This window comes from Streptomyces anulatus (genome assembly GCF_014650675.1).
Lineage (GTDB): Bacteria > Actinomycetota > Actinomycetes > Streptomycetales > Streptomycetaceae > Streptomyces > Streptomyces anulatus.
Genome location: NZ_BMVK01000004.1, coordinates 200,873 through 226,596 on the forward strand (window position 1 = coordinate 200,873; position 25,724 = coordinate 226,596).

Below are 25,724 nucleotides of genomic sequence, written 5' to 3' on the forward strand. Positions count from 1 at the left end.
GCGATGAATGCTGTCCCGCACGGGCGCCCGGGACCGGACCTGGTGCAGACCCTGGTCGATGCGCTGACCCTGCTCGACTGCGTCAGGGACCGGAGCCAGCGCGTCGAGTTCGTGGACGCGGTGGCGTACCGGCTCGGCGCCGAACTGACCTACCCGGACAGCACGCCCCGGATCGACATGATGCATCTGGTCCGCAAGGTGATCCACCGGCCCGGCGGTCCGGAGGCGATCGTCTACGCGGTCCGCGCCGTATCCGGCAGGGACGACGCCGAGCGGATCGCCGCCGAGGCGGGCATCCGGACCGGGGCCGGCCGGCCGGGGCCCTGGCCCGCACCGGTCTTCGCCGAAGACATCGCCCGGCAGGCGCGTCGGCTGCTCGTCGAGGCGAAGGACATCGACGGCGGGCGCCTCGCCGCCCTCCTCGGCGAGGAACTGCCCGGGGACCTGCCGGACAGTGGCACACCGGCCGAACTCTTCGACCACGCACTGGACATGACCGCGCTCGCCGACGGGCTCCCCGCCGCCGTCGTCCTGGTCGAGGCGGCCGCCGCCCTGTCGGCCGAGCAGGGCGCACCACTGCGCCGGTGGGCGGACCGCTGGGCGGCGGGGGTCCCCGGGTCGGCGGAGGCGCTCGCCGCCTGCCGGCGGCGCCTGGAGCGGCCCGCCGCCCCCGACCCGACGGTGCCCCGGTGTCTGGTCGTGATGGTCGAACCGGCCCGGGACGGATCACCGGACGTCTTCGTCCGGCACTGGGTCAACAAGGCCCACGGCTACTGGCGGCCGGAGCTGTGCCCCATGGAGACCGTCACCCTGGACACCCTGGCCGGAGCGGTCGAGCGCGCAGTCGAGCGGGGCGAGGCGCTCTGGGCCGAGACGCGGAAGGAGCGGGCGGGGCAGCCGGAGACACCCGGGCAGGCGGGGACGGCGGGCGCCGGCGGCGGGCCGGTCCACGTCGAGTTCCTGCTCCCCTTCGACCTGCTCAACCACGACATGGCCCGCCTGGAACTGGGTACAGGAGTCCCGAGGCCCCGGCCGATCGGCATGCACTACCGGGTCCATCTGCGCAGCCTGGACCGGATGCGCGGCGACGCGGGGCAACTGCGCCGCTGGCAGACCCGCTGGGATCAGCTCCGGACCGCGACCGCCCCGGCCGCCCACCGCTGGAAGGCAGCGGACCGGGACGGGTTCGAACGCTGGCACGCCCAACTCGCCGGGGACGATTCGCTCACCGCGGTCATCCTCGACGCGCCCGCCGTCCAGGGGCACGGCCTGGAGGCGCTGCGGTCCGCCGTCGCCGAGGGCGTGGGCGTCGCCGCCTGGGACCGCAGGGCCGACAGCTCCTCCCAGTCCAGCGAACTGCTCACCCTGCTCCTGGGGCACACGTACACACAACTGCCGGAGAAGGTGCACAGGCTGAGGGCGGGGGCGGAGATCGAGGAGGACGGCCCCCTGTGGGTGGGCAGGCACATCGCGTTCTTCTGGGACGACCCGTACCGACTGGTCGATCGTGAGGAGTTGTTGTCGGCATGACCGGAGAGGCCTCTGCCGTACCACCGCCGCCCCCGTGGTGGGTCTTCCACGCGACGGGAAGGGCGCCCGGGGGCGAGCCGCCGGAGCTGCCGGAGCCGCCGCCCTGGCGTACGTTCCCCGGCGGACCGCTCCAGCCGCCACCGCCCGAGGACGACCGCGCGGCGGAGCGCCGCCTCGGCCGGATCCAGGACGGGCCGCAACTGCGCCGCGAGGAGATCGACGCGGTCAACGCGGCGCTGCTGCTGCGCCGCCCGCTGCTCATCACCGGCCCGCCGGGCGTCGGCAAGTCCACCCTCGCCTATCTGATCGCCCGTGAGCTGGGGCTCGGCCGGGTCCTGCCCTGGAGCGTCGTCAGCCGCAGCACGCTCAAGGACGGCCTGTACGCGTACGACGCGATCGGCCGCGCCCAGGCGATCGCGGCCTGGCGGGCGGCCGACGCCGGAAGCGGCGCGCACGGCCCCGCTGCCGGAGACGCTCCCGGCCCCGCCTCCGACGCCACCGGCGCGGATCCGGGCGAGAACGGCCCGACCCGTGAAGGACCGCCCGCACTGGGGGACTTCGTCACCCTCGGCCCGCTCGGCACCGCCCTGCTCGCCTACGGGCGCCCCCGGGTGCTGCTCGTGGACGAGCTGGACAAGAGCGACATCGACCTGCCCAACGACCTCCTGCACGTACTGGAGAACGGCAGCTACGAGATCCCCGAACTCGTCCGCAGCAACGAGGAGTCGGCGACCGTGTTCACCGACGACCCGCGCGGCTCGGCGAGGGTCGAGGGCGGCCGGGTCGAATGCGCGCAGTTCCCCGTCGTGATCATCACGAGCAACGGCGAACGGGAGTTCCCCGCCGCGTTCCGCCGCCGCTGCCTGCCCCTGGAGATGCTGCCGCCGGGCCGCGAGCAGTTGATCGGCATCGTCGTCAGCCATCTGCGGCAACGCCCGGAGGGCGTCGAGGCGCTGGTGGACGAGTTCGAGAACCGGCTGCGCGGCGGCGGCACCCAGTCGATCGACCAGTTGCTCAACGCCGTCCAGCTGACGACCGCGGGCGGTTTTCAAGCGGATGCCGACGGGCGTAAGCTCGTCGAGATGCTCCTCCGAGACCTCTCGAAGGGCCGCTGATGAACGGCTTGCCCAGGGAGCGTGCTCCGGACCCCGCGTCCGTGCCGGCCGACTCCCCCGATCCCACCACCGGCGACCGGCACGAGGACGACAGCCCGTACGACCCGGGCGGGGCCGACTGGACGGGGCTCGCCGACGCCGCCTGGCTCGCCGCCGCCCGCCTCGAAGCCCGGCGCACCCACGGACCCGCACCGGACCATCCGTCGCACGCCGGACCGCACCCCGACGCGCCCGGCCCCGACCCGTCCGGCCCCGGGCAGCCGTCACCCGCCGGCCCACCGCCCGCCGGAGGGCCCGACCCGCTGCCCGGGCCGGTCCCCGGCACACCGTCCGACCCCGCGTCCGACACCGTGCCCGGGGTCTCCGGGCTGCCCGGGCCACCGGCGTACGAACGGGAGATCCGGACCGTACAGGAGCGCACGCGCACCGGCCCCGACCGGCTGCCGGGACCCCGCCCCCGGGCCGTGCGGACGGCCCCGCCGCGGCTGGCCAGGTCCCTGCGCGGGCTGGGCCGCAGGGTGCCCACCGGCGGCCGGAGCACGCTGGACGAGGAGAGCACGGCCGAGCACGGGCTCACCGACGGGCTGTGGGTCCCCTACTTCCTCCCCGACCGCGAGCGGGCGTTCGACCTGGTACTCCTCGTCGACCGGGCCCCCACCATGCCGCCGTGGGGCGCCACCGTCCGGCAGATCGCCGACGAGGCCGCCCGCAGCGGGGCCTTCCGCGATGTCCGCACGGTCGGGGTGACCCTGCCCGCCGGGGCCGGCGAACCCGCGCTGCGCTGGCCCGGCGGGCGCGACGGCGACCCCGCCGAACTGCTCGACGGCCGCAGCTCACGGCTCTTCCTCGTCGTCACGGACGGGCTCGCCCACGGCTGGGCGGGCCACGGGGCCGACCGGTTACTGGAACGGCTCGCATCCGGCGGGCCCACCGCGCTCGTCCACCTCCTGCCGCCCTATCTGCGCCACCGCTCCTCGCTGTTCCCCTTCCGCGCCCAACTGGACGCCGGAGGCTTCGGCGCGCCGAACCGACGGTTCCGCTTCCGCCCGCCGCTCGGCGCGCACGACCCCGTCCGGCCGCTGCCCGAACCGGACGACGACACCGTGCCCGTACCGGTGCTCAGCGTGCGCGCCGGGTCCTTCCGCGCCTGGGCCGACCTGGTGACCGGCGAACGCGGGGTGCGGCGAACGCTGCCGGTCGTCCTGGCGGGTGCGATGGCCAAGGGGGCCTCCGCCCCCGGACTGCGCACCCCCGTCGTCGACGGTCCCCGGGCGGCGGCCGCCGCCGTACGCAGGTTCCGCTCGCTGGCCAGCCCGTTGGCCCGGCAGCTCGCCGTGCTGCTGGCCCTCGCCCCGATGGACTTCGCCGTCATCGACGAGCTGCGCGACCTGGCCCTGCCGGACGCCGGGCCCGAGCACCTCGCCGAGGTCATGATGGGCGGGCTGATCGACTGGGACACCGGCGCCGAGGGCGGCCCGGACTTCGCCGACGACGTACGCGAAGCGCTGCTCGCCACCAGCACCAGGACCCAACTCGCCCGCACCGTGGGCCTGCTGGCGGAGCTGCGTACGGGGCAGGGCCACGGCGCGCGGCTCCGCGCGGCCCTCCACGACCCGGTGCGCACCGCCCTCCCCGGTGCGGAGCCCGGGGCCCGCCCCTGGCTCCGGATCGAACTGGCCGTCCTGCGAGCGCTGGCGGGCCCGTACGCCGGCCGGGCCGCCAGGGTGGCCACCCGCCTGATGGGCTCGTCGGGCGGCCCGTCTGCCCGGCCGGGTGAGATCGGTGCGGAACCGATGAAAAACGCCGCGAATTGGGCAAAGCTGCCACCGGACAGCGTCGTTTCACCAGGAGGACCCGTGCCGCCCACGACACCCCCAGCAGCTGACACCTCGGCACCAGCTGACAACACCGCCCGGAGGGCTCGCGAGGAGATGGAAGTCAAACCGCCGGAAGCACGCGTCGTCCGTTCGGGCCAGCCGAGGATCATGGGCAACGTACCGCCCAAGAATCCCAACTTCACCGGCCGCGAGTCCCTTCTCGCGGCCGTGGAGCGGCAGCTGACCGAGGACGAGACGACGGCGGTCCTCCCGCACGCGCTGCACGGCCTCGGTGGCGTGGGCAAATCGCAGATCGCGGTGGAGTACGTCTACCGCCACAGCGGCGAGTACAACGTCATCTGGTGGATCCCGGCCGAGCAGGAGAGCCTGATCCTGGCCGCGCTCGCCGAGCTGGCGGCCGGCCTCGGCCTGGAGGTCGGGCCGCAGGCGAACACCGCCGTCCCCGCCGTCCGCGAGGCCCTGCGCACCGGCAAGCCCTTCGACAACTGGCTGCTGGTCTTCGACAACGCCGAGGACATCGAGGCGGTCCGCTCGTACTTCCCCAACGGCGGCCCGGGGAAGATCATCGTCACCTCGCGCAACCGGGAGTGGGAACGGGTCGCCACCCCCCTCAGCGTCGACGTCTTCGACCGGGAGGAGAGCATCTCGCTGCTCCAGCGCCGGGCCCGGGGCCTGAGCGCCCATGACGCGGGGCGGCTCGCCGAGGCGCTCGGCGATCTGCCGCTGGCCGTCGAACAGGCGGGCGCCTGGCACGCGGCCACCGGTATGCCGGTCGACGAGTACCTCCAACTGCTGGACGAACGCCGCCCCGAGATCCTCGAAATGGCCCCGTCCCCGGACTACCCGCTGCCCGTCGCCGCGGTCTGGGACATCTCGCTCGGCCGGCTGTCCGTGGAGAACCCGGCCGCCCGCCAACTGCTGCAGATCTGCGCCTGCATGGCGCCCGAGCCCATCCCGCTGAACATGCTCCGCGGCGGCCGCAACGTCCAGATCACCCCGGAGCTGGACCGGGTGCTGCGCGACCCGCTGCTGCTCGCCCGCGCCACCCGCGACCTGAGCAAGCTCTCGCTGGTGCGCCTCGACCACAAGGCCGGCACGCTCCAGATGCACCGGCTGATGCAGAACGTGATCGTCGCCCGGCTGGATCCGGAGGAGCGGGAGACGATGCGCAACGCCGCCCACCTGCTCCTGACCACCGCCAAACCCGGGCTGCCCGCCTCACCGGAACAGTGGCCCGCCTACCTCGGACTGCTGCCCCACGTGATCGCATCCGACGCGGTCGACAGCGCCGACGGCTGGGTGCGCGACCTGGTGTTCGACATGGTCACCTTCCTCTACTACTGGGGTGCGCACCAGGCGGGCGCGGACCTGACCCGGCGGGCCTGGGAGGCCTGGAGCGAGCAGTCGGCCGAGGACGACCTGCACGTCATCCGGATCACCAAGATGCTCGGCTTCTACCTCCAGCATCTCGGCCGGATCCCGGAGGCCGTGGCCCTGAGCGAGCAGGCCATGGAGGTCTCGCGCACCGCGCCGATCCCGGACGAGGAGCTCATCGACTCCATGCTCCAGATGGCCGGGTCGCTGCGCTACCGGGGCGACTTCCTCGCCGCCCGGGAGCTGAGCGCCGAGGCCTTCGAGCGGTCGAACGACCTCTACGGTCCCGAGGATCCGACGAGCCTGAACGCGGCCCACAGCTACGGCGTCTCGCTGCGGGTGTACGGCGACTTCCGGCAGGCGAAGGAGATCGACGAAGAGACCGCGAGGCAGCGCCAGTTGCTCTATGGTCCGACCAGCGGCCTCACCCTCAACACCCTGAGCGCCCTGGCGGTGGACACCCGCGAGGCGGGCGACTTCCCCGGTGCCCGGGTCCTGCAGGAGTCGACGTACCAGACGTACCGGACGCACTTCGGCCCCACCAACGCGGCGACGATCCGGGCCGCGCTGAACCTCGCGATCTGCCGGCGCCGGGCAGGGTTCCTGGAGGGGGCCGCCGAGCTGGTCGAGGACATCCTGGAGCGCTTCACCACCCGGTACGGCGCGGAGTACCCGGAGACCCTGGGGGCCGCCCTGGCGGCCGTCGTCGACCGCAGGATCGCGGGCAGGCTGGAGGACTCCCGGCGCCTCGGCCGGCAGATCCTCGACCGCTACCGGGAGATCTTCGGAGAGCACCACCCGTACACCCTGTGCGCCATGGTCAACGTGGCCGCCACCCTGCGGGCCATGGGCGAGGTGGAGGAGGCCGAACGGCTGGACACGGTCGCGGGGACCCGGCTCCGGGCGGACCTGGGGGAGCGGCACGTCTACACGCTGGCCGCCGCGCTGGGCCGGGCCAACGACCACTACGCCCGGCTGGACTTCGCGGGCGCCCTGGAGGTGGACAGCGCCACGCTGCCCCTGCTCACCGAAGTGGCGGGCGAGGACCATCCCTTCACCCTCGTCTGCGTCGCGAACCTCTCCCTGGACCAGCGCGGACTCGGCCGTCCGGAGGAGGCGGACCGGCTCAACGCCCGGGCGGTGGAGGGCCTGACGCGAGTCCTGGGGGACCAGCACCCGTGGCGGGCCTCGGCCCGGCTGCATCAGCGCATCGAGTACGACGTGCCGGTGATTCCGTTGTGAGGCGACGGACCGGGCCGGGTCTCCGACGCCCGGTCCGGACGGACCACGGGACCCGGCCCGGACCGGCCGGCCGGGAGACCACGGACGGGGGCGACGCATGACCACGGTCATATTCATCCACGGCACGGGTGTGCGACCACCGCACGCCGAGACCTTGTACGCACGGGTCACGGCCTCGTTCGCCGAGGCCGCCCCGGGCGTGCGGGTCGTGCCGCTCGACTGGGGCGAGCGGTACGGGGCCCGGCTCGCCGCGGGCGGGGCGAGCATCCCGTACGACGGGGCCGGAGCCACAGAACGGGACGCGGAGGGCGAGGAGGACGACGGGACCGCCGCCTGGGAGCGCCTCTACCGCGACCCGGAGGCGGAGCTGGCCCTCGCCGCCGCGCGTGTCCCCTCGGGGGAGATACCGCCGGGGGCGGCCTTCGCCGACGAGGAGTTCCGGGAGCGGCTGGCGGAGCTGGCCGCCCGGGGCGAGGCGGCCGCCCCGGAGCTGGGTCCGGGTCTCGGTGCGCGGGCCGCGGCCCTGGCCCGCAGTCCGCTGCTCGCCCCGGCCGCCGAAGCCGTGGACCCCGAAGCCCTGGCGACGCTCCTGGCCCGTGCGCTGGTCGCCGCCGTGATCGGCGCGGCCCTCACCGAGGACGCGCCGGTGATCCCCGACGGGGCCACCCGCGACGCCGCCGTGGACCGGATCGCCCAGGAGCTCGGCGGCGCGGCGCCCGGCACCAGCAGGGGGCTCGTGGGCCGCCTGGCCGCCCGGCCCGCGCTGCGGCTCGGCTCCCGTTACGCGGTGCGCCGCCGCCGCGCCCTCACCGGGGCCGCCCATCCGGCGGCCGGCGACGTGCTCACGTTCCTCGTCCGGGGCGGCCCCCTCCGTGCCGCCCTGCGCGAGCTGGTCGCCGCCGTGGAGCCCCCGGTCGTCCTGCTCGGCCACAGCCTCGGCGGGATCATCGCCCTCGACACCCTGATCGAGGCCCCGCTGCCCGGCGTCCGGCTGCTGGTCACGGTGGGCTCGCAGGGGCCGTTCCTGTACGAGACGGGGGCACTGCCCCACCTCGAACACCCTCAGCCGCTGCCCGCCCACGTCCCCGCCTGGCTGAACATCCACGACCGCCGCGACCTGCTCGGCTTCGCCGCCGCACCGCTGTTCCCCGGCCGGGCCGAGGACGTCGCGACCGACAACCGGCAGCCGTTCCCCGCCGCCCACAGCGCCTACTGGACCGATCCGGCCGTCTACCGCGCCATCGTGGAGCGGCTGCCGTGAGCACGGGCGGTGTCGACCCGGCACGTGTGGTGGCGCTCGTCGTCGGCGTCGAGGCCTATGCGGCGGGCCCGCACTGGACGCTGCCGGGGCCGGTCCGCGACGCGCTGCGTTTCCGGGACTGGCTGCGGTCCACGGGCGTGCCGGACGCCAACATCCTGCTGCACCTCGCCCCGGCGGAGGGGACGGACGCCGTCGCCGGTCACCGGGGCGCCGACCACGAGACCCTGCGGCGGGTCCTGGTCCATGAACTGCCCGCCCGGCAGGGGGACGTGCTCTGGGTCTGGTGGGGCGGGCACGGCGTCCTGGACCGGGACGAGCACCTGCGGCTCTACTGCGCCGACGCCACGGACGCCGACCGGCGCAACATCGACCTGGAGTCCGCCCGGCGCCGCCTGAGCAGCGACGTCCTGCCCGGCTTCGCGGAGCAGAACTGGGTCGTCGACGCCTGCCAGACCTTCGAGGAGCGCCACCGCCCGGCGGTCACGATCCCCGACGGGAGCCTCCCCGCCGGGCAGCGGCAGCGGGTGCACCGGCAGAACGTGCTGCTGGCCGCCGACCGGGGGCAGCGCGCCGCCAACGACCCCGTACGCGGGCTGGGCGTCTTCTCGGACATCCTCCTGCACGAGCTGGCCGCCCTGCCCGGCGGTCCGGCCCCCGACCCGGAGGCGCTCTTCGCGGCCGTCCGGAACCGGTTCGACCGGCTGCGCGCCGGGGCGAGCCGCACCCAGCTCCCCACGCTCCAGCTCCACCGCCCCGGGCACGCGGAGCATCTGCCCGGCCGGCCGGAGACCCCGCCGCCGGCGAACGGAGGTCGCCCCGGACCCGACCGGACGGGCGGCGGGCTGGTCCGGGTGGTCGAAGCGCTCCTCGCCTATCCGCTGATGAGCGACCGCGACGAACGCCAGACGATGGTCGCGGAGCTGGACCCGGTCCTGGTGGCCCGGATGCCGCGGCACGCGGTGCCCCGTACGGACGTCCTGGGCATCCTGCGGACGTTGCGGCGGCGTCCGGAGGGCCCCTGGGACCTCTACCGGGCCGTCACCCTGCTCGACGACGACCCCGGCAGGGCCGCCGAACTGGAGGAAGCCCTGCGGGAGTTCCTGGCCGAGGGCCGGTCCGGTCCGCCGGGTCCGTGATCGACCCGCGTGATCGCACGGGTTTCCGGAAGGCGGCCCATTCGTCATGATGGGAAGGGACGGGTGGCATCGTGTGCCGCCGGACCGAAAAGGGGGAAAAGGCCTTGCAGCAGACGGCATCGGCCGGTGATCCGGCCGACTACCTGGAGTCCGATGTGGCGGACCTCGCGGAAGTGGGCGTCGCCACCGTGCGCGCCCTCGCTCCCGCACCCGGACAGCGTCTGCTGGAGGAGATCCGAAGAGCGCGCACCAGCACACTGTCCGAGGAACCCCCTGGAGCCCGCGCCGACTGAGGTTGCGCGACCCTCCCCGAAGACGGGCCCCGCGGGTCGCGTCGGGACCACGACAGAGGAGCGCGGGTGCACGGACCGATGCGGATGCCCGGCCACTGGTTCGACGAACTCGCCGCGGGCGGTGGTTCGGTGGCGGCCGTCGGCTTCCTGATGAAGGGTGAGCGGGCCCGACGCCTCGTCCTGCTGCGGGAGTTGTTGGGCCGGCTGGAGGAGCGGCCCGCGCTCCTCGGCCCGGCCGACCTGGGCGTCATCTGGCGGGCCGTCGAACGGGCCGAGGCCCGAAAGCCGGGCTGCGTGGAGGAGTTGCTGCTCAGCCCGCAGGTCGGGAGCTGGCTCGCCCACACGTTGCGCCGCCTGCACGGGACCTCCGTCGGCCCTCCGCTGTGGGTGGACACCGGACATCTGGCCGGCGTCGCCGTGGTGGCCGCCCTGCGGGCCGGGACGGCGGCGGAGCTCGTCGTGCCCGCGAGGGAGGGCGCGGTGGCCCTTCCGACGCTGGGCCTCGCCCGGCTGCCGGGCATTCCGCTGCTGGGCTTCCAGCCGGTCCACGCGAGGGTACGGGAGGGGGAGTTGCTCCTCCTCCCGACCGGACGGGGCACCGGGGCGACGGCGCTGACCCTGCGGCCGCTCACCGCGCCGCAGAGCGCCCTGTGGTGGCCGACGCACCGGCTGCCGGTCCGGCCGGGCGGGCCCGAGGTCGCCCTCGACGACATCGACCCGTACCGCGACCTCGACCGGCCGATCCCGCCCCGACGGCTCACTCCGCGCGAACTCGACACCTGGCAAGGCCTCTTCACCGAGGCGGTCGCGCTGCTCGGACCCGCCTCCGGCCCCGGTCCGCGTTCCCCCGGTACGGGTCCGGGCACCCTGCGCCCCGAGGCGATCAGGCGCATCGTGCCCTGGCCCGGACGGCTGCGACACGGCCCCGTCGCCGGACTCAGCGCCTCCACCGCCGACGCGTTCGGCTCCATGGTGGTGGCCCGGCCCCCGGACGGCGCGGCGCTCGCGGAGACGATGGTCCACGAGTTCCAGCACAGCAAACTCGGGGCGCTGCTGCACCTCTTCGCGATGCTCGACGACGATCGCGAGGAGGAGCACTACGCCCCGTGGCGCCCGGACCCGCGTCATCTGCCGGGGCTTCTCCACGGGGCGTACGCCTTCGTCGGCGTCGCCGGATTCTGGCGGGACCGGATCGGGGACCGGGCGGCCGATCCGCTGGACCTGGCGCCCTTCCGGTTCGCGCTCCGCCGCATCCAGACGCGTACGGTCCTGCGGACCCTGGCGACCCGCGCCGCGCTCACCGGGCCCGGCCGGCGGCTGGTCGCCGGACTCACCCGCACCGTCGACGGCTGGCTCCGCGAGCCGGTGGACGGGCGGGCCGTGGCGCGGGCCCGCGAGGCGGCGGCCGGTCACCGGGTCGAGTGGCGGCTGCGCAATCTGCGGTGCGCGGACGAGGAGCGTGCCGGGCTGGCGGCGGCGCTGCGCACGGGGGCTCCGCCGCCGCCCGTACGGGAGCCGCTGTTCGTCCCCGCCCCGGAACGCGTGCCCTGGCAGGACGTGCGGGGCGCGCTCTACCTCCGCCCGGACCTCGCGCAGGACGGCGCGCCGGACGTCACCGTTGCGGACCGGGCGCCCGGTCTCGCGTCGGTCGCCGTTCGGGATGTCGCCCCGGCCGCCGTCGCTCGCGGCGTCGGACCGGAGATCGCGCCGCCGGTCCGCGCCGATGTGCTGCTGGTCCGAGGGGAGTCCGCGGCGGCACGGGAGGCGTACCGGGAGCGCTGGTCCGAGGCGCCGGGGGACCCGCACCCGCTGGCGGGCTGGCTGCTGGCGCACACCGCGCTCCACCCCGGCCACCGGCGGCTCCTCGCCCGCCCGGAGCGGTTCGCCGCCGCTGTCGCGGGGGAGGGGCCGGAGCTGTGGGAGCTCGCCGCCCACCGGCTGGCTGCCCCGCAACCGCGCGTCTGACCGGCGCCGGGCCGCCCGCACGGAGCGTCCGGGAGCCTCTCGGGGACCCCTTCGCGCGTGAGGCGCATCACTCTGCGTGAAATTCTCGGCATACATTCCGCCGGACCGGGGAGGGGTCCAGGCCGCTGGTGCGGCCGTACCCCGGTTCACCGCGCAGCACGCCCCGGCCGAACCGGAGGGGGCATTTCAGGCACGGAAGGCGAAAATCGACATGTCGGCGCTCCATACCATCCACATCGACGGCACCTGGCGGGCCGCCGGATCAGGCGCGACGCGCGAGGTCATCGACCCCGCCGACGCCACGGTCCTGGCCGTTGTCGCGGAGGGCGGGGCCGAGGACGCCGATGCGGCGATCGCGGCGGCGCGACGCGCCTTCGACGACGGCCCCTGGCCGCACAAGCCCGTCGCCGAGCGGGCCGGGCTGCTGCGCCGGGTCGCCGAGCTGCTCCAGCGTGACCGCGAGGAGATCGCGATCACCGAGAGCCGCGACACCGGCAAGACCCTCGAAGAGGGCCGGGTCGACGTCGACGACGTGACAGCGGCCTTCCGCTACTTCGCCGACCTCGTGATGAACGAGAGCGGCGGCCGGGTCGTCGACGCGGGCGACCCCGACGTCCACAGCATCGTCGTCCACGAGCCCGTCGGCGTCTGCGCCCTGATCGCCCCCTGGAACTACCCCCTCCTCCAGGCCAGCTGGAAGATCGCCCCGGCCCTCGCCGCCGGCAACACCTTCGTGCTCAAGCCCAGCGAGGTCACCCCGCTCTCCACCGTCCACCTGATCCGGCTGCTCTCCGAGGCCGGGCTCCCCGACGGCGCGGCCAACCTCGTCACCGGCGCGGGCGACCCGGTGGGCGCCCGGTTCTCCGAGCACCCCGACGTCGACCTGGTCTCCTTCACCGGCGGCCTCGCCAGCGGTACGAAGGTGGCCCGGGCCGCCGCGCCGACCGTGAAGAAGGTCGCCCTGGAGCTCGGCGGCAAGAACCCCAACGTGGTCTTCGCCGACGCCTGCGCCACCGACGAGGGCTTCGACACCGCCGTGGACCAGGCCCTGAACGCCGCGTTCTTCCACAGCGGCCAGGTCTGCTCCGCCGGTGCCCGCCTGATCATCCAGGACAGCGTCAGCGAGCGGTTCGTCACCGAGCTGGCCCGCCGCGCCGACGCCATCCGCCTCGGCCGGGGCACCTTCGACGGCGTCGAGTGCGGCCCCCTCGTCTCCGCCCAGCAGCTCGCCAAGGTCGAGATGTACGTCGCCTCCGCCCGCGAGGAGGGCGCCATCGTCCGGGCCGGCGGCGAACGCCCGGAGCCCAGCGACGTACGCCCCGAGGGCGGCTACTTCTACCGGCCGACCGTCCTCGACGGCTGCCACCGCGAGATGCGGGTGGTCCGCGAGGAGACCTTCGGCCCGATTCTCACCGTCGAGACCTTCCGCACCGAGGAAGAGGCCGTCACGCTGGCCAACGACACCGACTACGGACTCGCCGGCGCCGTCTGGACGACCGACGCGGGCCGGGCCCGCCGGGTCGCCGGACGGCTGCGCCACGGCACCGTCTGGATCAACGACTACCACCCCTACCTGCCGCAGGCCGAGTGGGGCGGATTCGGGAAGTCCGGCACGGGGCGCGAGCTCGGACCGACCGGGCTCGCCGAGTACCGCGAGTCCAAGCACATCTACCAGAACCTGAACCCGCGCCCCCAGCGCTGGTTCGCCGGCTGACGCCTGCGGGGACCGGGCCCTTCCCGGGAGACGTCCGGTCCCGCCCGGCTGTTCGCAGCACCACGTACACGCACGAACCTTGCAGAAGGAGCAGTGACCGATGCCTTCCACCCCCCGCAGCACCGCAGTCCCCGACGGCCCCGTGGCCGACTACGTGATCGTCGGCGGCGGCACCGCCGGATCGGTCATCGCCTCCCGCCTCACCGAGGACCCCGACGTCACCGTCACCGTCATCGAGGGCGGCCCCACCGACATCGACCGCGACGACGTGCTGACCCTGCGCCGCTGGCTCGGCCTGCTCGGCGGCGACCTCGACTACGACTACCCCACCACCGAGCAGCCGCGCGGCAACTCCCACATCCGGCACAGCCGGGCCCGGGTCCTCGGCGGCTGCTCCTCGCACAACACGCTGATCAGCTTCAAGCCGCTGCCCGGCGACTGGGACGAGTGGGCCGAGGCCGGCGCCGAGGGCTGGGGCGCGACCGCGATGGACCCGTACTTCGCCAAGCTGCGCAACAACATCGTCCCGGTCGACGAGAAGGACCGCAACGCCATCGCCCGCGACTTCGTCGACGCCGCCCAGGCGGCGGCCGGGGTCCCGCGCGTGGACAGCTTCAACAGCAAGCCGTTCCACGAGGGCGTCGGCTTCTTCGACCTCGCCTACCACCCCGAGAACAACAAGCGCTCCTCCGCCTCGGTGGCCTACCTCCACCCGCACATCGAGGCCGGCGACCGCCCCAACCTGCGGATCATGCTGGAGACGTGGGCGTACCGGCTGGAGTTCGACGGGACCCGCGCCACCGGCGTACACGTGCGGACGAAGGACGGCGAGGAGATCCTGCTGCGCGCCGCCCGTGAGGTCATCGTCTGCGCGGGAGCGGTGGACACGCCGCGGCTGCTGCTGCACTCCGGGATCGGTCCGCGCGAGGACCTGGCCGCACTGGGCATCGACGTACGCCACGATCTGCCGGGCGTCGGCGAGAACCTGCTCGACCACCCCGAGTCCGTCATCGTCTGGGAGACCGACGGGCCCATCCCGGAGAACTCCGCGATGGACTCCGACGCGGGACTCTTCGTGCGCCGCGACCCCGGATCCCGGGGCCCGGACCTGATGTTCCACTTCTACCAGATCCCGTTCACCGACAACCCGGAGCGCCTCGGCTACGAGAAGCCCGAGCACGGGGTGTCGATGACGCCGAACATCCCCAAGCCGCGAAGCCGGGGCCGCCTCTACCTCACGAGCGCCGACCCCGAGGTCAAGCCCGCCCTGGACTTCCGCTACTTCACCGACGAGGACGACCATGACGGCCGCACCCTGGTCGACGGCATCAAGCTCGCCCGTGAGATCGCGGCCACCGAACCGCTGGCCCACTGGCTCAAGCGCGAGGTCTGCCCCGGTCCCGAGGTCACCTCGGACGAGGACATCAGCGAGTACGCCCGCAAGGTCGCCCACACCGTCTACCACCCGGCCGGCACCTGCCGGATGGGCGCCGCCGACGACCAGCAGGCCGTCGTGGACCCGCAGTTGCGCATCCGGGGCCTGGAAGGCATCCGCATCGCCGACGCCTCCGTCTTCCCGACCATGCCCGCCGTCAACCCGATGATCGGCGTCCTGATGGTCGGCGAGAAGTGCGCCGAACTCCTCGCGGACCGGGCGCGTGCCACCGCGCCGGTCACCAGCACCAGCACCGGAGGCGATGCCCGATGAACGGAACCGAGACCCTCAAGGCCACCGGGAACGCCGGGAGCACGGAGAACCCCGTGTTCTCCGTACGTAACCTCTGGAAGGTCTTCGGCCCCAAGGCCGACCGGATCCCCGGCGGCGAGCACGCCGCGCTCCCGCCCGCCGAACTCCGTGAGGCCACCGGCTGCACCGCCGCCGTGCGCGACGTCTCCTTCGACGTCCGCAAGGGCGAGGTCTTCGTCGTCATGGGCCTGTCGGGATCCGGCAAGTCGACCCTCGTACGCTGTCTGACCCGGCTGATCGAACCCACCAGCGGCACCCTCGCCATCGACGGCGAGGACGTCCTCGCGATGGACCGCTCCCGGCTGCGCGAACTGCGCCGCCACCGTGCCGCGATGGTCTTCCAGCACTTCGGACTGCTGCCGCACCGCACGGTGTTGGACAACGTCGCCTACGGCCTGGAGATCCAGGGCCTGAGCAGGGCCGAACGCCGCGCCAAGGCGGCCGAGCTGGTGACGAAGGTCGGTCTCGCGGGTCTGGAGGACCGCCGCCCCTCCCAGCTCTCCGGTGGCCAGCAGCAGCGCGTCGGGCTCGCCCGCGCGCTCGCCGTCGACCCGTCCGTCCTCCTCTTCGACGAGCCGTTCAGCGCGCTGGACCCGCTGATCCGCCGCGAGATGCAGGACGAAGTGGTCCGGCTGCACCGCGAGGAGGGCCGCACCATGGTCTTCATCACCCACGACCTCAGCGAGGCACTGCGCCTCGGCACCCGGATCGCGCTGATGCGCGACGGCGGCATCGTCCAGCTCGGCACCCCCGAGGAGATCGTGGGCTCGCCCGCGGACGACTATGTGCGCGAGTTCGTCCGCGACGTGCCGCGCGAGCAGGTCCTCACCGTCGCCACCGCCATGCGGCCCGCGCTCGCCGGGGAGAGCGAGCGCGGCCCGGCCGTACGCCCCGACGCCACCGTCTCCGAGGCCATCGAAGCGGTCTCCCGCTCCGGCGACCCCGCCGCCCGTGTGATGGACGGCGGCCGGCTCGTCGGCGTCGTCGACCACGCGTGCCTGCTCGACGTCGTCGCCGGAACGACCGGACCCGGCCACGCGACCGCCTCCGCGACCGGCGCCCAGGACGCCCCCGCCGCCCCCGACGCGCCGGACGGCTCCCGCGAGGTGACCCTCTGATGGCCACCGCACAGGCCACCCCGGCCCGCCCCGTGCGAGCGGGTGCGCGCCGGGGACCGCTGGCCGCACTCCGCGACCGCCCGGCCGCCGCCAAGCTGCTGCTGCTCGCGCTCGTCGCCGCTGTCGTCGTCCCCGTCGTGCACGGCCGCTGGGGCGGCGGCATCTGGCCCGACGCGCTGACCGCCGACCTCTCCGCGCCGCTCGGCGACGTGACGGACTGGATCGTCTCCAACCGGGACAGCCACCCGCTGTTCCTCTACTTCTTCGGCCACATCAGCAACGCCGTCGTGCTGTCCGTACGCGGCGTCTACCTGGTCCTCCTGGCCCTCGGCTGGGCCGGCGTCACCGTGTTCGCCGCCGCCGTCGCCTGGCGCGTCGCGGGGATCCGGCTCGCCCTCACCGCGGCCGCCTCGTTCCTGGTCTGCGGGCTGCTCGGCATGTGGGTGCCGACCATGCAGACGCTCGCGCTGATGGTCGTGGCCGTCCTCGCCTCCGTCGTGCTCGGGCTGCTCCTCGGCCTGGCGGCCGGTCTCTCCGACCGCGTGTTCCGCCTCCTGCGCCCGGTGCTCGACACCATGCAGGTGCTGCCCGCCTTCGCGTATCTGCTCCCCGTGGTGCTGGTCTTCGGCATCGGCGTCCCCGGGGCCGTCCTCGCCACCGTCGTGTACGCGGCTCCGCCGATGGCCCGGCTCACCGCGCTCGGCCTGCGCGGCGCGGACGCCGGCGTCATGGAGGCCGTCGCCTCGCTCGGCGCGACCGGACGGCAGCGGCTGCTGAGCGCCCGGCTCCCGCTGGCCCGCAAGGAACTCCTCCTCGGCCTCAACCAGACCATCATGATGGCGCTCTCCATGGCCGTCATCGCCTCCGTGATCGGCGCGGGCGGCCTCGGCGACCGGGTCTACCAGGCCCTGTCCTCCGTGGACGTCGGCGCCGCGCTCGCCGCGGGCATCCCGATCGTGCTGCTGGCCGTCGTGCTGGACCGTACGACGGAGGCGGCAGGCCGCCGCATCGGCGCCGAGCCCACCGGTCCGGCCCTGCTGCGCGGTTGGCGCGGCTGGTCCCTGGCCGCCGCGGTCACCGCGGCCGTCGCCGTCGCCGGACGGGCCACCGACGGCCGGGTCTGGCCCGAGGACGTGACCGTGGCCATCGCCGGACCGGTCAACACCGCCAAGGACTGGATGGTCGACCACCTCTACACCGGGGTGCCCGTCGTCGGCGGCACCGCCGACCTCGCCTCCCACTTCACCAGCGGCGTCCTCAACCCGCTGCGCAGCGGGCTCACCGGCCTGCCCTGGTGGTCGGTGCTGCTGATCGTCGCCGCCCTCGCCTGGACCATCGGCACCTGGCGCACCGCCGCCACCGCCGTCCTCGCCATGGCCGCGATCGGCGTACTCGGCGTGTGGGAACCCTCGATGGACACCCTCAGCCAGGTCCTCGCCGCCGTCGCCGTCACGCTGGTCATCGGCTTCGGCGTCGCCGTCGGAGCCGCGCGCAGCGAACGCCTGGAGAGGCTGTTGCGACCGGTCCTGGACGTCTTCCAGACCATGCCGCAGTTCGTCTACCTGATCCCCGTCGTCGCCCTCTTCGGCGTCGGCCGCGCCCCCGCCGCCGCTGCCGCGGTGATCTACGCGCTGCCCGCCGTCATCCGCATCACCACCCAGGGCCTGCGGGGCGTCGACCCGGCGGCCATGGAGTGCGCCCGCTCGCTCGGCGCGACCCCGGGCCAGCAGCTGCGCCAGGTCCAGATCCCGCTGGCCAGGCCCGCCCTGCTGCTCGCCGTCAACCAGGCGGTCGTCCTGGTGCTCGCCGTCGTCATCATCGGCGGACTCGTCGGATCGGGCGCGCTCGGTTACGAGGTGGTCCTCGGCCTCGCCCAGGGCGACCTGGCCACCGGCCTCGTCGCCGGAGCGGCGATCGTCTGCCTCGGCCTGATGCTCGACCGGGTCACCCAGCCCACCACCCGCCGCCAGCGACAGGAGAGCTGAGATGAACCGCTCCCGCACCCGCCTGCTCGTGGCGCTCGCCTCGGCCGGGGCCCTGCTGGCCACGGCCGGCTGCGGCGCCGCCGACATGACCAAGCAGGCCTCCCCCTTCGCGGCCCCGGCCGGAGTCAGGACGGTCACGCTCTCGGTCCAGTCCTGGGTCGGCGCCCAGGCGAACGTCGCCGTGGCGGAGCAGCTCCTGAAGGAGAAGCTCGGCTACCGCGTCGACCTCGTCCAGACCGACGAGGTCCCCGCCTGGGACGCCCTCAGCCAGGGCCGGGTCGACGCGATCCTGGAGGACTGGGGCCACCCGGACCAGGAGAAGCTGTACGTCGACGAGAAGAAGACCATCGTCCGGGGCGGCGACCTCGGGGTCACCGGCCACATCGGCTGGTACGTCCCCAAGTACTGGGCCGACAAGCACCCCGACGTCACGGACTGGAAGAACCTCGACAAGTACGCGGACGAGCTCAAGACCGCCGAGAGCGGCGGCAAGGGCCAGCTGATGGACGGCTCGCCCTCCTACGTCACCAACGACGTGGCCCTCGTGAAGAACCTGGACCTGGACTACAAGGTGGTCTTCGCCGGCTCCGAGGCGGCCCAGATCACCCAGATCCAGCAGTTCGCCAAGGAGAAGAAGCCCTTCCTCAGCTACTGGTACCAGCCGCAGTGGCTGTTCAACGAGGTGCCGATGGTCGAGGTGAAACTCCCCGAGTACACCGACGCGTGCGCGGCCAAGGACCCGGCGGACATCGACTGCGCGTACCCGACGACACCGCTGCAGAAGTTCCTCAACGCCGACTTCGCCGAGCGCGGCGGCGAGGCGGCCGCGTTCCTGAAGAAGTTCCACTGGTCGGAGAAGGACCAGAACGAGGTCTCCGAGATGATCGCCTCGCAGAAGCTCGCCCCCCAGGAGGCGGCGGAGCGCTGGATCGAGCGCCACCCCGACGTCTGGAAGAAGTGGCTTCCGAAGGACTGACGTCGTCCGGCGCCCGGCCCTTCTCCCGAGGGGCCGGGCGCCGACCGTTCTCCTCGGGCGCCGCTACCGCGCCCGGACCGTCGCCAGCAGGTCCCGATCCGGCTGGAGCGTCAGACCCGTCAGCGGCGTGATCTCGCCCGGGTCCACGTCCAGCGTGAACCGGCGGGCCAGCACGGCGAGGAGCAGGACGGACTCCACCATCGCGAAGCGCGTGCCGATGCAGACCCGGGGACCACCGCCGAACGGGAACCACGCGTACTCCGGTATCTCGTCGCCGTCCGTGGCGTCCCAGCGCTCGGGCCGGAACTCCTCCGGCTCGGGGAACCACCGGGCGTCGCGGTGCGTGGCCCACTGGCTGCTCCACACCCGGGTGCCCTCCTCGACCGGCAGGCCGCCGATCGTCGCCCCTTCCTTCGCGATCCCGGTGATCAGCCAGATCGCCGGGAACAGCCGCAGGGTCTCCTTCACCACGGCCTGGGTGTAGTGCAGTTGTGCGTAGTCCTCGAAGCCGGGCTCCCGGTCGCCGAGCACCCGGTCCAGCTCCTCGGCGAGCGCGTCGCGCACGCGGGGGTTGCGGGCGAGCAGATACCACGCCCACACCAGCGTCGTACTCGTCGTCTCATGACCGCCGATGTACAGCGTGACCGCCTCGTCCCGGATCTCCTCGTCACTGAGGTGCGTCCCGCTCTCGTCGACGGCGGTGAGCAGCCGGCTGAGCAGATCGGGGCGTTCCTCCTCGTCGCCCCGGTGCCGGGCGACGACCCGGCGTACCTCGGCGTCGATGACGGCGGCGGCCTTCCTGATCCGCGCCCGGCCCGGTGTCGGCACCCAGTCCGGCAGCAGCGCGCCGAGCCCGGCGAACTCCTTGCCGATCTCCATCTGGGCGATGTCCATCGCCCGCCCCATCGCCTCGGAGTCCGCGGGGGTGTCCACCCCGAAGATCGTGCGGACCGCGATCTTCTGGGTCAGCGCGGACATCTCCCGCTTGACGTCGACCCGTTGGCCGTCCGCCCAGCGGCCCGCCAGCTCCACCGCACAGTCGGCCATCGTGGTCGCGTACGACTTGACCTGCTTGGGCCGCACGGAGGGCTGCACCAGCGAGCGCTTGCGCCGCCAGTCCCGGCCCCGCGCCACGAGCATCCCGTTGCCCAGCACCGTACGGAACGCGATGCCGAGCTTCGGCTGGTCGAAGGTGCGTTCCGTCTCGGTGAGCAACTCGCCCACCAGGTCCGGGTCGGCGATGAAGACGCAGCGGTTGCGGCCGAACCGCCAGCGCACCATGTCCCCGTGGCCGCGCAGGAGTTCGAAGAAGGCGAGCGGGTCCTTGCCGAACTGCGGCAGATTCCCCACGAGCGGCAGCCCCTTGGGCCCCGGCACGAACGCATGGCCGCGAGGCTGGGTGTCGAGTGCCGGGCCGGTCTGCGTGGACATCGTGGAACTCCGCTCCCTGGGGCGCGCCACTGCCGGCGCGCGACTGTTCGAGCCCCATCGAACAGGATGGGGGCAGCGCTCCACCAGGGCGACGACAGGCGTGGCCGGAATCCGTCAGGCCCCCTGCGGAGAAGGCGCGTTGAGAACGTCCGCCGGGTCTGCGCTGCGGGGGCGGGGTACCACGACGACCTGGTGCTCGTCCTCGTATACGACCCTGCCGGGATCCGCCGACTCCAGCCGCTCGCACGGCACCCCGTGCGCGGCCAGCAGGGCGAGATAGCCGGGGATCCGGTCCAGCAGATGGGTCGCCGTCCCCTTGAACCAGGCCACCGCCCCCGGGTTCACCCCGGGGTCGTACACCGCGGGGTCGACCCGGGAGGGGTCGGTGTAGGCGGCGTCGTACCAGTCGTTCGCCGCCCGCCAGAACCGGTGCTGCTCCTCGGTCAGACGACCTTCCCGGGCCAGGCCGTTGGCCAGCGCGAAGATCCCGGGGAAGTGGCCCCGGGGGCTCCGTCCGGTGCTCTGGAACCGTACGTACGTCGTCGTCCCGCTCATCCCGTTTCCCTCCGCCGCGGCCGGTGAAGGGTTCAGCGTAGGTCCGGGCCGGGCGGCACGGTTCAGAGGCCGACGATCAGCTGGATGCAGACGATCTTGACCAGGATGGCGAGCGCGAACAGCGTCGAGTAGCCGTTGTTGATCCGGCTGTCGCTCGCCCGGCTGTTGGCGTACGCCACGATCGCCGGGTTGCCGACGTAGCCCGACAGGAGCCCCATGGTCCGCTCCCGGCTCTGCCCCAGCGCCTTCGCGACCAGCACCATCAGGGCGTAGCTGACGACCGCGCCGATCGCCAGCACGGCTGCCAGCTTCAGCCCGAAGAGGGAGAAGGCGTTCTCCCGGAACGAGTAGCCGGAGGTGAGCCCCACGACGGCGAGGAAGAGCAGCAGCCCGATCTGGCGCAGGGTGAGGTTGGCGCGGGTCGGCAGGGTCCACACCAGCGGTCCGGTGCGCCGGCGCCAGCCGAGGACCATCCCCATCACCAGCGGTCCGGCCCCGGTGCCCAGGGCGAGCGTGGTCGAGCCCAGGGTGAGGGAGGGGATGCCGACGAGGAAGCCCAGGGTGAGACCGAGGCCCAGGCTGACCGCGCTGACCTCGCTGACCTTCGCCTCGGTGTCCCCGAGGTACGTGGTGACCTCGCCCGTCCGCTCGCGCGGCATGACCACCCGCACCCGGTCGTCGAGCTGGAGCAGCAGGTCGTCGTGGGCGAGCATGTCGAAGTCGCCGCGCCGCACCCGGCTGACGACGGCCCCGTACTTCTCGCCGAGTCCGAGCTCCCCGACGGTGTGCCCGGCCAGGTCCGGATTGGTGAGCAGGACCCGCCGGTAGTCCACCGCACTGCGGTCGTCCAGCAGATGGCGCGGGGCGAGGGCTCCGAGCGCGTCCGTCGCCGCCCGTACGTCGTCCTCGCCGCCGACCAGGACGACCTGGTCGCCGGGGGAGAGGCGGCCCAGTTCCCGGGCGACCCGGGTCACGCCGTCGGCGGGGCGGTACTCGCTGGCCAGCACCCGGTGCGCGGCGACGCCGGGCACGTCCGCCCAGCGCAGGTCCCGGGCCACCTGGACCGTACGGGTGACGAGGGTGGCCGGCAGGCCGGAGTCGGGGTCCCGGCGGGCGGTCCAGCGACGCCGGGCCGCGATCGCCGAGACGAACATGATCGTGATGACGACGGCGAGCGGGTAGCCGATGGCGTACCCCACGGCGGGCTGGGTCGGGTCCTCGGAGGCGTCCTGGGCGGCGGCGAGGCCCGGGGTGGTGGTTCCGATGCCCGCGTACCCGCCGGCGAGGAACGGTCCGTCGATGCCGAACCAGCGGTGTCCGACGAAGCCGACCACCGCCGCGGTGAGGGCCAGGGCCACCACCGCCCCGGCCATCACCGGGAGCTGGCCGCGCAGTTCACGGAAGAACGCGGGACCCGACTCCAGGCCGACCGTGTACACGTACAGCGCCAGGCCCAGCGCCGAGACCCCGGCCGGCACGGCGGCGGCGATGTCCTCGTCCAGCGCCCCGACGAAGAGGCCGACGAACAGGACCCCGGCCGCGCCGAGCCGGACCGGGCCGAAGCGCACCATGCCGAGCAGCGCGCCGAGCGTGATCACGGCGAACACCGCCACCCACGGGTTGTCCGCGAAGAACTGCCACACCGGCCGTGCCTCCCCGACCTCGAAGATCCCGTCCCTGTCGGGGGTCAGGATCTTCGAGGCCGGGGGAGGCCGCCACCCGGGGAGCGGCGGCCACGTCTCTCAGACGCCGGGCGGCACGTGGGCCGGCCGGCCCCGGCCCCGCGTCAGCGAGTAGCCGAACACGGCCGCCAGCGCGGCGAGCACGCCGCCGCCCACGGTCCACAGCCAGCGGTCGGTCCACCAGCCCGAGGCCCAGCCGTCCTCCGGCTCACCGGCGGACGGCACCCTCGGCGCGGCACTCGCGTCGCCCGCCGAGGCGACCGATACGCCCGGCACCAGCGGCTCGGAGAGCGCGCCGTCCACGTCGTGGGCCCCGCCCTGCTCCTTCGAGACCGCCTTCACCTCGACGCCTACCGGCAGCCCGAGGTCGGCGGCGGGCAGATCCACCACCGTGAGGCGGATGTAGTAGCTGCCGGGCAGCGGGTCGTTCGCCCACGGCTCGGACCAGGACCGTACGGTCCGCAGCACGCAGGACAGCTCGACGGAGGCCGCGTCGGCCGCCGCCTTCCTGGTCTGGTGCCCGTACATGCAGGCCTGGCGGCGGCGCAGTCCGTCGTACACATCGATCTGCCAGGTGGACGTGGAGCTTCTGGCGCTCGAAGGCAGCTTCACCGTGGCCTCGACGGTGGGCCGCTGACCGGCGTCGGCCGGGAACACCCAGTACAGGTAGTCGCCCGCCGAGGCCTGGGCGGTGCCGGTCTGCCCCTGCTCCAGTGCGGTGGCCGTACGGAACGTGGTCCCGGCCTCGGTGGGGCCCGCCCCGTCGTCGGCGGGGCTCGCACTCGCCGACGGGCCGTCGGCCACGGCCGCGCCCGCCGAGGTGAGCAGGGTCAGTCCGGCGAGCAGCGCTCCGGTCAGCGCGCGTCGGGCGCCGTGGGTGCGGCGAGGTGTCGTGCGCATCAGTTGGTCCTCCATACGGCGACGCGCCAGCGCGAGATCCAGCCGGTCAGCAGGCCCGCGACCAGTCCGGTCAGAACGAGCACGCCGAGCAGCCACCAGCCGCGGCCGAGCCCGAAGGCCGCCACGTCGGAGGCGTTGTCCGGTCCGTCCACCAGGTCCACGGTCAGTTCGACCGGCAGACCGGGGGACCTCTTCACCGATGCGGGCGCGGAGAAGGAGTGGGCGAGCTGGAGGCAGACGGTCTCGGCGGCGGGCTTGCCGTCGCCGTCGTCGCCGTCCTCCACCTCGGGCCTCGGATAGCGCAGCCCGGACGAGATCACATCGGTGCGGCCGGTCCCGGCCTCGGAACCCCGGACGATCTCCCGCCCGTGCACGGTGACCGCCCGCAGCAGCACCCCGTAGTCGTCGTCGACGGCGCGGTCGGCCGCCACGCTCGCCGAGGCGCGCAGCTCCTGACCGGGCAGCACGTCGACGCGGTACCAGCGGTGCTGGGCGATCTCCGCGCGGTCGGTGTAGAGACCCGGCTTCAGCGCGGGCGCCGCGGAGCAGCTCTTGGCCCCCTCGGTCGCCACCGGCGTGACGACGGGCTCGGCGGCCCGGTCCACCAGCTGCTTGACGCGGCCGGAGAGTTCTTCCTTGTGCTGGACGGCGGTGTACGTGCCGCCGGTGGCCTCGGCGATGCAGGTCAGCTGCTGGCGGATCTTGGCGTTGGGCACCAGGCCCAGCGTGTCCACGACCAGGTGGGTGCCGCGGGCGGCGATCTCCCGGGCCACCTCGCACGGGTCGAGCGGCCCGCAGGTGTCCTCGCCGTCCGTGATGAGCACGATCCGGCGCGAACCTTCCCCGCCCTCCAGGTCGTCCGCAGCGCCGAGCAGGGCCGGGCCGATCGGGGTGAAGCCGGTCGGCGCGAGGGTGGCGACCGCGGCCTTGGCCTCGGTGCGGTCCAGCGGCCCGACCGGGTAGAGCTGCCGGGTGTCCTTGCAGCCGACCTTGCGGTCCTCGCCCGGGTAGTCCGCGCCGAGCGTCCTGATGCCGAGGTGCACCTCCTCGGGCGCCGCGTCCAGGACGTCGTTGAACGCCTGCTTGGCGGCGGCCATCCGGGACTGGCCGTCGATGTCGCGGGTCCGCATCGAGCCGCTGACGTCGAGCACCAGCTCGACCTGGGGGGAGGGGGTGGCGGGGGCTTCGTCGGCGGCGGCGGGGATCGCGGTGCCGAGCCCGGCGGCCAGGGTGGCGAGCGCTATGCCCACCCCGGTCGTCAGCCGTTTTCTAGTGATCATCGCCGGATCTTATGGAAAATCAGTTCGTATTCCCAACCGGGTCGTTGGGGACCGTTCGTCCGGCGGTTCACCGAGGGGACCGGGGGTGGATCTGCGTCAGTCGAGGCAGAACTCGTTGCCCTCGGGGTCCTGCATCACCACGCAGGACTCGTTCTCGCCGTCGGCAAGCATCGTTCGCACATGTACCGCGCCGAGCGCGACCAGGCGTGCGCACTCGGCCTCGAGCGTGGCAAGGCGCTCCTCACCCACGAGCCCGATACCGGCCCGCACATCGAGATGCATCCGGTTCTTGACGACCTTGCCTTCGGGAACCCGCTGGAAGAGCAGGCGCGGACGCACCCCCGAGGGATCGGTGCACGCGAAGTAGATCACTTGCTCCTCGGGCGGCAGCGAGTGGTGGTATTCCTCCCAGGTGGCGAAACCCTCCGGGACGGTCGGTACGACGTACCCCAGCACCTCGCACCAGAAAGCTGCGAGGCGTGCGGGTTCCTCGCAGTCGAAGGTCACCTGGAACTGCGTGATCGTTGACATCGGCGCACCGTACCAAGGGTGTCCCGCTGTCCCTTCCCCAGGTCGGCCTAG

Annotated in this window: 18 protein-coding genes; 12 read left to right on the plus strand and 6 right to left on the minus strand. The window is 73.7% G+C overall.

The window, feature by feature from the left end:
- The first annotated feature begins 3 nt into the window (after positions 1–3).
- From IE272_RS12525 to IE272_RS12580, 12 genes are all read left to right on the plus strand, one after another.
- Positions 4–1,530: a VMAP-C domain-containing protein gene (locus IE272_RS12525; RefSeq protein WP_190006863.1), complete on the plus strand. Its 1,527-nt coding sequence runs from the start codon at positions 4–6 to the stop codon at positions 1,528–1,530.
- A complete protein-coding gene (locus tag IE272_RS12530; protein ID WP_190006864.1) occupies positions 1,527–2,645 on the plus strand; it encodes an AAA family ATPase in 1,119 nt (372 codons plus the stop codon). The genes IE272_RS12525 and IE272_RS12530 overlap by 4 nt, the downstream gene beginning before the upstream one ends.
- Positions 2,645–7,099, plus strand: coding sequence for an FxSxx-COOH system tetratricopeptide repeat protein (gene fxsT, locus IE272_RS12535; RefSeq protein ID WP_190006865.1), 4,455 nt, complete (start codon positions 2,645–2,647; stop codon positions 7,097–7,099). Before IE272_RS12530 ends, fxsT begins: the two co-directional genes overlap by 1 nt.
- Positions 7,100–7,196: 97 nt before the next feature.
- Positions 7,197–8,360, plus strand: a complete 1,164-nt coding sequence (locus IE272_RS12540) for an RBBP9/YdeN family alpha/beta hydrolase (protein WP_190006866.1) — start codon at positions 7,197–7,199, stop codon at positions 8,358–8,360.
- Positions 8,357–9,496 carry an effector-associated domain 2-containing protein gene (locus IE272_RS12545; protein ID WP_056705745.1) on the plus strand — a complete coding sequence of 380 codons (1,140 nt, stop codon included), beginning with the start codon at positions 8,357–8,359 and terminating at the stop codon, positions 9,494–9,496. The genes IE272_RS12540 and IE272_RS12545 overlap by 4 nt, the downstream gene beginning before the upstream one ends.
- Positions 9,497–9,600: 104 nt before the next feature.
- Positions 9,601–9,789, plus strand: coding sequence for a hypothetical protein (locus tag IE272_RS12550; RefSeq protein WP_229897290.1), 189 nt, complete (start codon positions 9,601–9,603; stop codon positions 9,787–9,789).
- Positions 9,790–9,855: 66 nt separating this feature from the next.
- Entirely contained in the window at positions 9,856–11,754 is a 1,899-nt protein-coding gene (locus IE272_RS12555) for an HEXXH motif domain-containing protein (RefSeq protein ID WP_190006867.1), read from the plus strand.
- 211 nt (positions 11,755–11,965) lie between these two features.
- Positions 11,966–13,468, plus strand: coding sequence for an aldehyde dehydrogenase family protein (locus IE272_RS12560; protein ID WP_057666855.1), 1,503 nt, complete (start codon positions 11,966–11,968; stop codon positions 13,466–13,468).
- A 100-nt stretch (positions 13,469–13,568) separates the two neighbouring features.
- Positions 13,569–15,176, plus strand: coding sequence for a GMC family oxidoreductase (locus IE272_RS12565; RefSeq protein WP_050359197.1), 1,608 nt, complete (start codon positions 13,569–13,571; stop codon positions 15,174–15,176).
- A complete protein-coding gene (locus IE272_RS12570) occupies positions 15,173–16,333 on the plus strand; it encodes a quaternary amine ABC transporter ATP-binding protein (RefSeq protein ID WP_050359199.1) in 1,161 nt (386 codons plus the stop codon). Before IE272_RS12565 ends, IE272_RS12570 begins: the two co-directional genes overlap by 4 nt.
- Positions 16,333–18,318 carry an ABC transporter permease gene (locus IE272_RS12575; RefSeq protein WP_050359201.1) on the plus strand — a complete coding sequence of 662 codons (1,986 nt, stop codon included), beginning with the start codon at positions 16,333–16,335 and terminating at the stop codon, positions 18,316–18,318. Before IE272_RS12570 ends, IE272_RS12575 begins: the two co-directional genes overlap by 1 nt.
- Before the next feature lies 1 nt (position 18,319).
- The gene (locus tag IE272_RS12580) at positions 18,320–19,294 is read left to right on the plus strand and encodes an ABC transporter substrate-binding protein (protein ID WP_056705730.1); all 975 of its coding nucleotides are present in this window, start codon (positions 18,320–18,322) and stop codon (positions 19,292–19,294) included.
- Between the two features lie 63 nt (positions 19,295–19,357).
- On the opposite strand, the gene IE272_RS12585 is transcribed toward IE272_RS12580, so the two are convergent.
- The 6 genes from IE272_RS12585 to IE272_RS12610 all read right to left on the minus strand — a co-directional run bounded on the left by IE272_RS12585 (position 19,358) and on the right by IE272_RS12610 (position 25,673).
- Positions 19,358–20,725: a cytochrome P450 gene (locus IE272_RS12585; protein WP_190006868.1), complete on the minus strand. Its 1,368-nt coding sequence runs from the start codon at positions 20,723–20,725 to the stop codon at positions 19,358–19,360.
- 114 nt (positions 20,726–20,839) lie between these two features.
- Positions 20,840–21,280 carry a hypothetical protein gene (locus IE272_RS12590; protein ID WP_056705726.1) on the minus strand — a complete coding sequence of 147 codons (441 nt, stop codon included), beginning with the start codon at positions 21,278–21,280 and terminating at the stop codon, positions 20,840–20,842.
- A gap of 62 nt (positions 21,281–21,342) precedes the next feature.
- Positions 21,343–22,923, minus strand: a complete 1,581-nt coding sequence (locus IE272_RS12595) for an aspartate:alanine exchanger family transporter (protein WP_050359206.1) — start codon at positions 22,921–22,923, stop codon at positions 21,343–21,345.
- A 99-nt stretch (positions 22,924–23,022) separates the two neighbouring features.
- A complete protein-coding gene (locus IE272_RS12600) occupies positions 23,023–23,862 on the minus strand; it encodes a hypothetical protein (protein WP_056705723.1) in 840 nt (279 codons plus the stop codon).
- Positions 23,862–25,142 carry a VWA domain-containing protein gene (locus IE272_RS12605; protein WP_056705719.1) on the minus strand — a complete coding sequence of 427 codons (1,281 nt, stop codon included), beginning with the start codon at positions 25,140–25,142 and terminating at the stop codon, positions 23,862–23,864. The genes IE272_RS12600 and IE272_RS12605 overlap by 1 nt, the downstream gene beginning before the upstream one ends.
- A 96-nt stretch (positions 25,143–25,238) precedes the next feature.
- Positions 25,239–25,673, minus strand: a complete 435-nt coding sequence (locus IE272_RS12610) for a VOC family protein (RefSeq protein ID WP_190006869.1) — start codon at positions 25,671–25,673, stop codon at positions 25,239–25,241.
- Positions 25,674–25,724: the final 51 nt, after the last annotated feature.

Coding starts and splice junctions, on each gene's coding strand:
- IE272_RS12525 (WP_190006863.1), top strand. CDS start 4: ATGAATGCTGTCCCGCACGGGCGCCCGGGACCGGACCTGGTGCAGACC.
- IE272_RS12530 (WP_190006864.1), top strand. CDS start 1,527: ATGACCGGAGAGGCCTCTGCCGTACCACCGCCGCCCCCGTGGTGGGTC.
- fxsT (WP_190006865.1), top strand. CDS start 2,645: ATGAACGGCTTGCCCAGGGAGCGTGCTCCGGACCCCGCGTCCGTGCCG.
- IE272_RS12540 (WP_190006866.1), top strand. CDS start 7,197: ATGACCACGGTCATATTCATCCACGGCACGGGTGTGCGACCACCGCAC.
- IE272_RS12560 (WP_057666855.1), top strand. CDS start 11,966: ATGTCGGCGCTCCATACCATCCACATCGACGGCACCTGGCGGGCCGCC.
- IE272_RS12565 (WP_050359197.1), top strand. CDS start 13,569: ATGCCTTCCACCCCCCGCAGCACCGCAGTCCCCGACGGCCCCGTGGCC.
- IE272_RS12570 (WP_050359199.1), top strand. CDS start 15,173: ATGAACGGAACCGAGACCCTCAAGGCCACCGGGAACGCCGGGAGCACG.
- IE272_RS12575 (WP_050359201.1), top strand. CDS start 16,333: ATGGCCACCGCACAGGCCACCCCGGCCCGCCCCGTGCGAGCGGGTGCG.
- IE272_RS12580 (WP_056705730.1), top strand. CDS start 18,320: ATGAACCGCTCCCGCACCCGCCTGCTCGTGGCGCTCGCCTCGGCCGGG.
- IE272_RS12585 (WP_190006868.1), bottom strand. CDS start 20,725: ATGTCCACGCAGACCGGCCCGGCACTCGACACCCAGCCTCGCGGCCAT.
- IE272_RS12590 (WP_056705726.1), bottom strand. CDS start 21,280: ATGAGCGGGACGACGACGTACGTACGGTTCCAGAGCACCGGACGGAGC.
- IE272_RS12600 (WP_056705723.1), bottom strand. CDS start 23,862: ATGCGCACGACACCTCGCCGCACCCACGGCGCCCGACGCGCGCTGACC.
- IE272_RS12605 (WP_056705719.1), bottom strand. CDS start 25,142: ATGATCACTAGAAAACGGCTGACGACCGGGGTGGGCATAGCGCTCGCC.
- IE272_RS12610 (WP_190006869.1), bottom strand. CDS start 25,673: ATGTCAACGATCACGCAGTTCCAGGTGACCTTCGACTGCGAGGAACCC.